Source organism: Amycolatopsis coloradensis, from assembly GCF_037997115.1.
GTDB lineage: Bacteria > Actinomycetota > Actinomycetes > Mycobacteriales > Pseudonocardiaceae > Amycolatopsis > Amycolatopsis coloradensis_A.
This window is the reverse complement of the sequence record NZ_CP150484.1, coordinates 1095709-1105625: the sequence shown is the minus strand read 5'-3', so window position 1 is coordinate 1105625 and position 9917 is coordinate 1095709. Positions and strand designations below refer to the sequence as shown.

Here is a 9917-nt window from a genome sequence, read left to right as displayed (position 1 = left end):
CCGACGGCGGGGAGAGCACGGGGGAGGCGCGGGTCGACGCGGAACGAGACCGGCGTGTTTCCATCGGCGTGGCGGACACGGAAGGCCGCGCGAATTTGTCACTATCGGTCGCATGAAGCTCACCGGCTTGCTCTCGCGTAACCAAGAGACCCTCCCCGGGATCACCGGCGTCGCCAGGGTCGACCGGCGTACGCGCGAGCTGCTCCGCCGGCTGAGCCCCGGCGACATCGTTGTCCTCGACCAGCTCGACCTCGACCGGTCGACGGCCGATGCCTTGGTGGAGGCCGAAGTCGCGGCGGTGGTGAACGCCTCGCCCTCGATCTCCGGCCGTTTCCCCAACCTGGGCCCGGAGATCCTGCTCGAGGCCGGGATCCCGCTCGTCGATTCGGTCGGCGGTGAACTGCTGCGCAAGGTGAAGGACGGCACGAAACTCCGCCTGCACGAAGGCGTCGTCTACATCGGAGAGCGGCAGCTCGGCTCGGGTGTCCAGCAGACGCGGGAAAGCGTCGCGGACCAGATGATCGAGGCCAAGGCCGGGATGTCCACCCAGCTCGAGGCGTTCTCCGCGAACACGATCGAATTCCTCCGCCGGGAACGCAGCCTCATCCTCGACGGTGTCGGTGTCCCGGAGATCCGGGTGCCGCTCAAGGACCGGCACGCCCTCGTGGTCGCGGGCGGCAACGGGCACGCCGAAGACCTCAAGAAGCTGAAGAAGTACATCGCCGAGCACCGGCCGGTGCTGATCGGTGTCGACGCCGGGGCCGACACGCTGCGCGCGCAGGGATATCAGCCGGACGTCATCGTCGGCGACCCGCACGGGATCGGCGCCGAGACCCTGCGCAGTGGTGGCGAGGTCGTGGTCCCGGCGCAGCCGGACGGGCACGCGCCGGGTGTCGAGCGCATCCAGGACCTCGGGATCGGCGCGGTCACCTTCCCCGCGACGGGTAACGCCGAGGACCTCGCGCTGTTGCTGGCAGACGCGCACGAGGCGAGCCTGGTGGTCACCGTCGGATTCCAGGCGACGCTGCGGGAGTTCCTCGACCACGGCCGGTCCGGCTCGAACCCGTCGACGTTCCTCACCCGGCTCAAACTCGGCACGAAACTGGTCGACGGCAAGGCGGTCGCGACCCTGCACCGCAGCCGGGTGTCCATCGGCGCCATCGTCCTGCTGGTCGTCGCGACCCTGGTGGCCGTCGCGGCCGCACTGCTGGTGTCCGACGTGGGTTCGGTCTACCTCGACTGGATCCGAGACACCTGGAACTCGTTCATCGCCTGGGGCAAGGGACTCTTCACGTGATTTCACTGCGGTACCACATCGTTTCCATCGCCGCCTGCTTCCTGGCGCTCGCCCTCGGGGTGGTGCTCGGGTCCACGGCGCTGAACGGTGCCCTGCTTTCGGGTCTCGCCGGCCAGAAGGAGGATCTGGGTTCCCAGGTCGCGGATCTGGAGGCACAGCGCAACACGCTCAACGCCAGGCTCGGCGACGCGGACGCGTTCGCCGGCGCGATGGGGCCGAAGGTCGTCGCCGGGCAGCTGGACAAGCGTTCGGTGGTGCTGGTGACCACAGAGGACGCGAAGCCCGCGGATCGCGACGCGCTCAAGCAGCTCGTCGGCCAGGCGGGTGCCGCCGTCACCGGGGAGATCCAGCTGACCGAGGCGTTCTCCGACCCGATGCGCTCCGATCAGCTGCGTGACGTCGTCTCGCGGCTCCAGCCCGCCGGTGTCCAGTTCCCGACCGCGGGCGACCCCGGCACCCTCGCCGGCGCTCTGCTCGGCTCGGTCGCGTTGCTGAACAAGGACAACGCGCAGCCGCAGTCCACGCCGGTGGAGCTGGCGGCCGCGCTCGGCGGGCTCACCGACGGCGGTTTCCTCAAGACCGGCGGAGACGTGAAGCCCGCGCAGCTCGCGATCGTGCTCACCGGTTCCAAGTACACCGGGGACGGCGCCGGTGACCGTGCGTCGACCATCGCGCGGTTCGCCGCGCAGCTGGACCGTTCCGGCGCGGGCACCGTCTTGGCGGGCGACGCGGGATCCGCCGACGGCACCGGCGCGATCGGCGTCGTCCGCGCCGACACCTCGTCGACCTCGATCCTGTCCACTGTGGACAACGCGGAGACCGCGGCCGGCCGGGTCACCACGATCTTGGCGCTGCGCGAGCAGCTCGAAGGCGGCGCGGGCCGCTACGGCATCGCGGGCAATGCCCAGGCTCCGGCCCCCGGTATCGCGGCCGACGGCAACTAGCCCTTCGCATTTCGTCCTCTGGATGCGGTACTTGCGTGTGCAACTACCGCATTCAGAGGACTAAACGCGGGGCCAGAGGCGGGTTTTCGGGAGTGGGCGGGCGTAGGAGCCGGCCCGGCTGGTCTTGAGGTTCAGCGCCACCAGGGATTCGGCCAGCCGGACCGCGGCCGCGACGCCGTCGATCACCGGGATGTCCAGCATCGCCGAGATCCGGCGATCGAGGCCGGTCATCCCCGCGCAGCCGAGGACGAGGACCTCGGCGCCCGCGTCCCTGGCACGGCGTCCGGCGGTCAGCAGGGCCGATTCCGTCCGGCGTTCGTCGGTCAGTTCGAGGACGCCGAGCCCGGCACCGAGGACGCCGACACAGTTCTGCGCGACGCCCGCGGCGTGCAGGCTGTCTTCGATGAGCCCGCACGTCCGGTCCAATGTGGTCACGACGCCGTAGCGTCTTCCCAGCAGACAGGCCAGATGCGCGGCGGCCTCGGTGATGTCGACGACGGGGACGTCGAGCAGCTCCCGCGCGCCTTCCCGGCCGTGCTCACCGAAACCGGCCATCACGAGCGCGTCGAACTGCTCGTCCAGCCCGTTGAGAAGGTCGAGGACGGCCGCGGCGCTCAGGAAGCTGTCCAGCCAGCCTTCCGCGGATTCTGGGCCCCACAACGGGGTTCTGGCCAGGATTTCGGTACCGGGACTCGCCGCGGCGCGGGCGCCTGCCTCGATCTCCTTGGTCATCGCCTCGGTGGTGTTGCAGTTGGTGACCAGGATCCGCATCACGCGACCCGCTGTTTCCGCGAAACGGCGAAGTACAGCGCGGCCGCGGAAGCGGTGCCGATGAACCACGAGTACGGCGCGGCGGGGGCGAAGAACGGCACCAGCGCGATGATCGCGGACAGCGCCGCCGTGGGCAGGAAGGTGACCATCGCGCGCGGGTTGAACCCGCGCTTGTAGTGGTACGGCGAATCGGGGCCGGCCACGAACAGCTTGTCCACGTCGATCCGGCCGCGTTTCACCAGGTAGTAGTCGACGATCATGATGCCGAACAGCGGGCCGAGGAAGGCGCCGAGGCCACCGAGGAAGTAGTTGACCACCGCGGGGGAGGAGTACAGCTTCCACGGCAGCACGCACAACGCCGCCACCGCGCTGATCATCCCGCCGATGGTGAAGGTGATCCGTTTCGGCCAGATGTTGGCCAGGTCGTAGGCGGGGGAGACGAAGTTCGCGACGATGTTCACGCCCATGGTGGCGATCGCGAAGGTCAGCGCGCCGATGATCAGCACGGGGGTGTTGTCGATACGGGCCAGCAGTTCGGCGGGGTCGGTGATGGCTTCGCCGAACACCTGGAGGCTGCCGGCGGTCACCAGCACCGACAGCAGCGCGAACGCCGTCGAGTTGATCGGCAGTCCCCAGAAGTTCCCGCGCCGCACCGTTTTCTGGTTCGGGGCGAACCGCGAGAAGTCGCAGAAGTTGAGCATCAGGGTGCCGTAGATGGACAGGATGAGGCCGACGGCGCCGAACCACTGCCGTACCTGCTCCCCTGTGGACAGTGCCTTCGGGTTGCTGGTCAAGGAGATGTTCCAGTCGGCGGCGGCCAGGATCCACACGGCGAGCGCGATCATCACGACCCAGATACCGGGACCGCACCAGTCCTGGAACTTGCGCACGGCCTCCATACCGCGGGTGAGCACCAGCGCCTGCGCGAGCCACAGCGCGATGAAACAGATCCAGCCGAGCGCGTGCAGGCCGAGGAAACCCACCTCGGTCAAGGGTTTCAGACCCGGATCGATCGCGAGCACGAGCAGCGTGATGGCCACGGACGCGAGGTAGGTCTGGATGCCGTACCAGAAGATCGCGATGATCGCGCGGATCAGCGCGGGCAGGTTCGCGCCGAAGGTGCCGAAACTGATGCGGGCGACCACGGGGAAGGGGACGCCGGTCTTCTGACCGATCCGGCCCATCAGGTTCATGCCGAAGTAGATGAGCACGAAACCGGTCAGCAGCGCGGTGAACACCTGCCAGGCCGAGAGCCCGAGGACGAACAGGCCCGCCGCGAAGGTGTAATTGCCGAGGTTGTGCACGTCCGACATCCACAGCGCGAAGATGTCGTAGACCTTCCAGCGGCGTTCTTTCGCCGGGGCGAGATCTTCGTTCCAGAGCCGGGGATCGGCGTTCTCGGTGGTAGGCGCTTCGGACCGGGTTGCTGGGGCGGCGGTCATGCGGGCCTCCGATCGACGGGGACGTCCGGTCGATTTGGTATCCCAAAATTTGGCATCCCAAATATCACCCCGCAGTGGCCCGCCGTCAAGGTTTCTGCCGATAAACTCGGGTTACGAGCTGTTACGGCAGTATTGAACGAGGGGGTCGGGTGGCCGAGGAAGGACCGCGTCAGCCGCTGGCCGCGACCCGGCAGCGGGTCCGCGACGAGCTGCGTGAACGTATCCTCGCCGGACGGCTGAAGCCGGGGGACAGGCTGGTCGAACGTGAGCTCGCCGAAGACCTCGGAGTCTCGCGGGTCCCGGTGCGCGAGGCCATCCGCAGCCTGGAGGCCGAGGGCTTCCTCGCCGTCCAGTCGCCGCGGCGCATCGTCGTGCGCCAGCTGGCCAAGGCCGACGTCGAGGAGCTGTTCGACGTCCGTGAGGCACTCGAAGGACTCGCCGCCGGACTGGCCGCCGAACGGGCGGGCAAAGCGGAACTCCGCGCGCTCGAACGGCTGCTCACCGACGCCGCCCGCGCGACCGAAAGTGGTGACCCGGCCCGGATCACTCTGCTCAACACCCGCTTCCACGACCAGATCGTCGCGCTCGCCGGGAACGGGCTGCTGCACGAGATCCTCCGCCCGCTCGAAGGCAGGCTGCGCTGGCTGACCAGCCAGAACGAGCACTGGGGCGAACTGCTCGACGAGCACCGCCGTCTCTACGACGCGATCGCTTCGGGCGACGCCGACCGCGCGCGGGCCCACGCCGTCGAGCATGTGCGGGTGAACCGGGCGGTCACGCTGAAGGCGCTGTTCCCCGAAGATGACGGAGAACGCTCCGCCGGGTGAACCGGACATGTCAGACTCGCGTCATGATCAGCGACGAACAACGGGCCGCCCGCACCGCGCGGGCGGTGGCCGCCGCGGTCTCTGCGGGTCGCGACCTCGGACTGGCTTTCGACGAGCCGGAAGTTCTGTACGACGTCTTCTCCGTCATCGTGCGCTTGTCACCCCTGCCGGTGGTGGTGCGCGTGCCGACCGTCCTGCCGCGGACGACCAGCCTCCGGACGCAGCTGATCGACCAGCGGCGCGAACTGGCCGTGACCGGCTGGCTCGCGCGGCGTGGGCATCCGGTCGTCCCGCCAGCCCGCTGGTGCCGGCGGAACCCGTGCAGCGTGACGGCTTTTCGATGACGTTCTGGCAGTTCGTCGAGCACGACAAGGAAGCCGAGATCGGCCCCGAACGCGGCGCCGAGATCGTCGCCCGGTTGCACGCCGCCTCCGCGAGTACGACGGCGACCTGGCGTTCATGGGCGGTCTGAACCCGTTCGTCCCCGACGGTCTCGATCAGCTCGCGGACCGCCCGGACCTGCTGGAGCCTGCCGGCCTGGACCGGGCTCGGCGCGAATGGGAGGTGCTCCGGCCGCTGTTCGAGTCGGAAGCGGCGTTCACCCGGGCCTTCCCCGGCGTACAACGTGATCGCCTCGCCGGACGGTGAACTCTGTTCGGACTTCGAACTCGTCAACCGCGCCCCGGCCGAGCTGGACCTCCCGGTCATGGGCCCCCGGGGGATTGCGGCCTACAACGCCGCCGCCGAGCTGTTCGAGCTGCGCAAGGCGGACGAACGAGTACTGAAGGCGCTGGGCGCGCTGGCCATGCTGCAAGGAGTGGCCTGCTTGGCGATGGCGCCGGGGTTGCCGATGCTGCTGGAAGGTTTGAAGCCGATGATCGAGCAGTGGCGGGAGACCCCGTTCGCGGGCGGGCTCGCCTAGCCGAGCATCGAGGTCCAGGCTTCGGCGAATCCGGGGAAGGTCTTTCCGACCGTCCCCGGATTCTCCACCTCGACCCCTTCGACCTTCAGGCCGAGCACCGCGGCCGCCATCACCAGCCGATGGTCGTCGTAGGTGTGGAACTTCCCGCCGTGCAGCGGCGCCGGCGTGATCCGCAGCCCGTCCTCGGTCTCGCGGACGTCGGCGCCGAGCGACGACAGTTCGGTGGCGAGCGCGGTCAGCCGGTCGGTCTCGTGGCCGCGAAGATGCGCCACCCCGGAGATGACCGACGGTCCCTCGGCGAAGCACAGCAGCGCCGCGATCACCGGCGTCAGCTCGCCGACGTCGTGGAGGTCCAGTTCGACGCCGGGAATCGTGCCGCTGCCGGTGACCGTCAGGCCTGCCGCGTCGAGTTCGGCGGTGGCGCCGAGAACGGGCGCCAGGCTGCGCAGCCAGTCCCCGGGCTGCGTCGTCCGCTGCGGCCAGCCCGCGATGCGCACCGTGCCGCCGGTCGCGATCGCGGCGGCGACGAACGGCGCCGCCGTCGAAAGATCCGGCTCGACGACGTACTCGGGGCAGGAAAGCCGTGTCGGCGCGACGTGGAACTCGGCGCCCTCGCGGTCCACAGTGGCCCCGAACCGGCGGAGCATCTCGACGGTCATCGCGATATGCGGCTCGCTCGGCACCTGGCCGCCCACGAGGCGCACGGTGACACCCTGCTGGAACGACGGCCCGGCGAGCAGCAGCGCGGACAGGAACTGGCTCGACGCCGAGGCGTCCAGATCGACCCTGCCGCCCCGCAAGCCGCCTTCGCCGTGGACGGTGAAGGGCGGCGCCTCGCGGCGGTCGTCGTCGATGCGGGCGCCGAGGTCGCGAAGTGCCTTCAGCAGCGGCCCGATGGGACGGCGGCGGATGGCTTCGTCGCCGTCGAACAGCGCCGGGCCGGTTCCCAGCGCGGCGAGCGCGGGGGTGAACCTGGCGACCGTGCCCGCGTTGCCGAGCTCCACCCGGACGGTCTCGTCGGGATGGACGCGGCCGGGGCCGAGCGGGTGCACGAGGTAGCCGCCGATGCTGCCCTGCGAGTGGGCGCCGAGTGCGTAGATGGCGCCGAGCATCAGGCGCGCGTCCCGGGAGTCGAGCGGGGTCCGCACCCGCGTCGGCGCGCTGGCGAGCGCGGCGAGGACGTAGGCCCGGTTGGTGATCGACTTCGAACCGGGGACACGGATGTCCGCGTCGAGCGGGCCTTCCGCGACCGGTGCGGTCCAGGTGTCGTGCGCGTCTGTCACGCCGCGAGAGTAGCGGTTTTCCACTCCATCGGACGCTTGCGGCGTGGCCGGTGAGCGCCCCGGCGGGCGTGCGATAAGGTGGAAGCCCGTGGGACTTCAGTCGCGGGCTACCAAGTATGTCTTTGTCACCGGAGGCGTTGCCTCCTCTCTGGGTAAGGGACTCACGGCTTCCAGCCTGGGTCAGCTCCTTACCGCACGTGGGCTCCGGGTCACGATGCAGAAGCTGGATCCGTACCTCAACGTCGATCCGGGCACGATGAACCCGTTCCAGCACGGTGAGGTGTTCGTCACCGACGACGGCGCCGAGACCGATCTGGACATCGGGCACTACGAGCGTTTTCTCGACCGGGCTCTCGACGGCAAGGCGAACGTCACCACCGGGCAGGTGTACTCCGAGGTCATCGCCAAGGAGCGCCGCGGTGAGTACCTCGGCGACACCGTACAGGTCATCCCGCACATCACCGACGAGATCAAGGCGAGGATCACCGCCGCGGCGGGCGCCGACGAGGACGGGAACAGCCCGGACGTCGTGATCACCGAGGTCGGCGGCACCGTGGGCGACATCGAGTCGCTGCCGTTCCTGGAGGCCTGCCGTCAGGTCCGCCACGACGTCGGCCGTGACCAGTGCTTCTTCCTCCACGTCTCCCTGGTCCCGTACCTCGCCCCGTCGGGCGAGCTGAAGACCAAGCCGACCCAGCACTCGGTCGCCGCGCTGCGCAACATCGGTATCCAGCCCGACGCGCTCGTCTGCCGCGCCGACCGTGAGCTGCCGGAGGACCTCAAGCGCAAGATCGGCCTGATGTGCGACGTCGACACCGAAGCCGTCATCGCCTGCCCCGACGCGCCGTCGATCTACGACATCCCGAAGGTGCTGCACCGTGAGGCGCTCGACGCCTACGTGGTGCGCCGCCTCGGGCTGCCGTTCCGCGACGTCGACTGGACCGTGTGGGGCGACCTGCTCGACCGCGTGCACAACCCGTCGGAGACGGTGCGGGTCGCGCTCGTCGGCAAGTACATCGACCTGCCGGACGCCTACCTGTCGGTGACCGAAGCCCTGCGCGCGGGTGGTTTCGCCCACCGTGCCAAGGTTCAAATCGCCTGGGTCCCCTCGGACTCCTGCGAGACCCCGGCCGGTGCGGCCGCGGCGCTGTCCGATGTGGACGGTGTACTGGTCCCGGGCGGCTTCGGCGTCCGTGGCATCGAGGGCAAGGTCGGCGCCATCGCCTACGCCCGCACCCACGGGCTGCCGCTGCTGGGCCTGTGCCTCGGCCTGCAGTGCATGGTGATCGACGCGGCGCGGAACCTGGCGGGTATCAAGGACGCGAACTCGGCCGAGTTCGAGGACGGCCCGAACCCGGTCATCTCGACGATGGCCGACCAGCGTGACGTCGTCGCCGGCGAGCGCGACATGGGCGGCACCATGCGGCTCGGCGCCTACGTCGCCAAGCTCAAGCCGGGCTCGCAGGTCGCGAAGGCGTACGGCAGCACCGAGGTCTCCGAGCGGCACCGTCACCGCTACGAGGTCAACAACGCTTACCGCAAGCGCCTTTCCGACGCCGGTCTGGTGTTCTCGGGTACCTCGCCCGACGACCACCTGGTCGAGTTCGTGGAGCTGCCCGCCGACAAGCACCCGTTCTTCGTCGGCACCCAGGCGCACCCAGAGCTCAAGAGCCGCCCGACCCGCCCGCACCCGCTGTTCAGCGCGTTCGTGAAGGCCGTCGTCGACCGCAAGGTCGCCGAGCGGCTGCCGGTCGAGCTGCCCGAGGCCCCTCAGACGGTGGCCCGGTGAGCGAGCCCGGTAAGCACGAGTTCACCGTCGCGTCCACAAAGGACGTCCACATCGGACGTGTGGTGGGGCTGCGGGTCGACGAGGTCGTGATGCCCGGCGGCGGCACCGCCCGCCGTGAGGTCGTCGAGCACCTCGGCGCGGTCGCCGTCGTCGCGCTCGACGAGGACGGCGCGGTGACGCTGATCCACCAGTACCGGCACCCGATCGGGCGGCGGCTGTGGGAACTGCCCGCCGGGCTGATCGACAAGGCGGGGGAGGACCCCGTCGGCGCGGCCCAACGCGAGCTGGTCGAGGAGGTCGGGCTCAGCGCCGAGCGCTGGGAGACCCTGGTCGACGTCGCGGCGTCGCCCGGCTTCACCGACGAGGTCGTCCGTGTCTATCTCGCCCGCGACCTGTCCGAAGTGGAGAGGGAGGTCCTCGGCGATGAGGAGGCGGACCTCGTCATGCGGAAGTTCCCGCTCGCCGAGGCGGTCCGGATGGCGTTGGCCGGTGAGCTGGTGAACGGATCGACCGTCGGTGGCGTGCTCGCCGCACACGCGGTGCTTTCGGGGGCGGCTTCGGCGCGGCCCGCCGACGCGCCTTGGGAGGATCGGCCGACGAAGTTCGCTTCACGCGGTCTCTAGCGCTCGTGAGTGGTAAGGA

Annotated in this window: 12 protein-coding genes; 9 read left to right on the top strand and 3 right to left on the bottom strand. The window is 69.7% G+C overall.

Annotated features, from left to right (window positions below; translation table 11 throughout):
• The first annotated feature begins 112 nt into the window (after window positions 1-112).
• Together steA and LCL61_RS04925 are read left to right on the top strand one after the other, a co-directional pair.
• Window positions 113-1297: a putative cytokinetic ring protein SteA gene (steA, locus tag LCL61_RS04930; RefSeq protein WP_340685737.1), complete on the top strand. Its 1185-nt coding sequence runs from the start codon at window positions 113-115 to the stop codon at window positions 1295-1297.
• Window positions 1294-2241 carry a copper transporter gene (locus tag LCL61_RS04925; RefSeq protein ID WP_340685736.1) on the top strand — a complete coding sequence of 316 codons (948 nt, stop codon included), beginning with the start codon at window positions 1294-1296 and terminating at the stop codon, window positions 2239-2241. Before steA ends, LCL61_RS04925 begins: the two co-directional genes overlap by 4 nt.
• A gap of 60 nt (window positions 2242-2301) precedes the next feature.
• On the opposite strand, the gene LCL61_RS04920 is transcribed toward LCL61_RS04925, so the two are convergent.
• Both LCL61_RS04920 and LCL61_RS04915 read right to left on the bottom strand, forming a co-directional pair.
• A complete protein-coding gene (locus tag LCL61_RS04920) occupies window positions 2302-3012 on the bottom strand; it encodes an aspartate/glutamate racemase family protein (RefSeq protein ID WP_340685735.1) in 711 nt (236 codons plus the stop codon).
• Window positions 3012-4454, bottom strand: coding sequence for an NCS1 family nucleobase:cation symporter-1 (locus LCL61_RS04915; RefSeq protein WP_340685734.1), 1443 nt, complete (start codon window positions 4452-4454; stop codon window positions 3012-3014). The genes LCL61_RS04920 and LCL61_RS04915 overlap by 1 nt, the downstream gene beginning before the upstream one ends.
• Before the next feature lie 149 nt (window positions 4455-4603).
• Here LCL61_RS04915 and LCL61_RS04910 point away from each other — a divergent pair, with 149 nt between their 5' ends.
• The 5 genes from LCL61_RS04910 to LCL61_RS04890 are packed head-to-tail and all read left to right on the top strand — an operon-like array spanning window position 4604 to window position 6203.
• Entirely contained in the window at window positions 4604-5281 is a 678-nt protein-coding gene (locus LCL61_RS04910) for a GntR family transcriptional regulator (protein ID WP_340685733.1), read from the top strand.
• A 23-nt stretch (window positions 5282-5304) separates the two neighbouring features.
• Window positions 5305-5625, top strand: a complete 321-nt coding sequence (locus LCL61_RS04905) for a hypothetical protein (protein WP_340685732.1) — start codon at window positions 5305-5307, stop codon at window positions 5623-5625.
• Window positions 5622-5753 carry a hypothetical protein gene (locus LCL61_RS04900; RefSeq protein WP_340685731.1) on the top strand — a complete coding sequence of 44 codons (132 nt, stop codon included), beginning with the start codon at window positions 5622-5624 and terminating at the stop codon, window positions 5751-5753. The genes LCL61_RS04905 and LCL61_RS04900 overlap by 4 nt, the downstream gene beginning before the upstream one ends.
• Window positions 5741-5929 carry a hypothetical protein gene (locus tag LCL61_RS04895; RefSeq protein ID WP_340685730.1) on the top strand — a complete coding sequence of 63 codons (189 nt, stop codon included), beginning with the start codon at window positions 5741-5743 and terminating at the stop codon, window positions 5927-5929. The genes LCL61_RS04900 and LCL61_RS04895 overlap by 13 nt, the downstream gene beginning before the upstream one ends.
• Window positions 5907-6203 (top strand): hypothetical protein, encoded by a 297-nt coding sequence (locus LCL61_RS04890; protein WP_340685729.1) that lies wholly within the window; start codon window positions 5907-5909, stop codon window positions 6201-6203. The genes LCL61_RS04895 and LCL61_RS04890 overlap by 23 nt, the downstream gene beginning before the upstream one ends.
• On the opposite strand, the gene aroA is transcribed toward LCL61_RS04890, so the two are convergent.
• Complete coding sequence (gene aroA, locus LCL61_RS04885) at window positions 6200-7486, bottom strand: 3-phosphoshikimate 1-carboxyvinyltransferase (protein ID WP_340685728.1); 1287 nt, start codon at window positions 7484-7486, stop codon at window positions 6200-6202. The two genes, LCL61_RS04890 and aroA, sit on opposite strands and share 4 nt — an antisense overlap.
• A gap of 88 nt (window positions 7487-7574) precedes the next feature.
• Between aroA and LCL61_RS04880 the strand changes: the two genes are divergently transcribed.
• Both LCL61_RS04880 and LCL61_RS04875 read left to right on the top strand, forming a co-directional pair.
• Window positions 7575-9275 (top strand): CTP synthase, encoded by a 1701-nt coding sequence (locus LCL61_RS04880; protein WP_340685727.1) that lies wholly within the window; start codon window positions 7575-7577, stop codon window positions 9273-9275.
• Window positions 9272-9898: an NUDIX hydrolase gene (locus tag LCL61_RS04875; protein WP_340685726.1), complete on the top strand. Its 627-nt coding sequence runs from the start codon at window positions 9272-9274 to the stop codon at window positions 9896-9898. Before LCL61_RS04880 ends, LCL61_RS04875 begins: the two co-directional genes overlap by 4 nt.
• The last annotated feature ends 19 nt before the right edge of the window (window positions 9899-9917 follow it).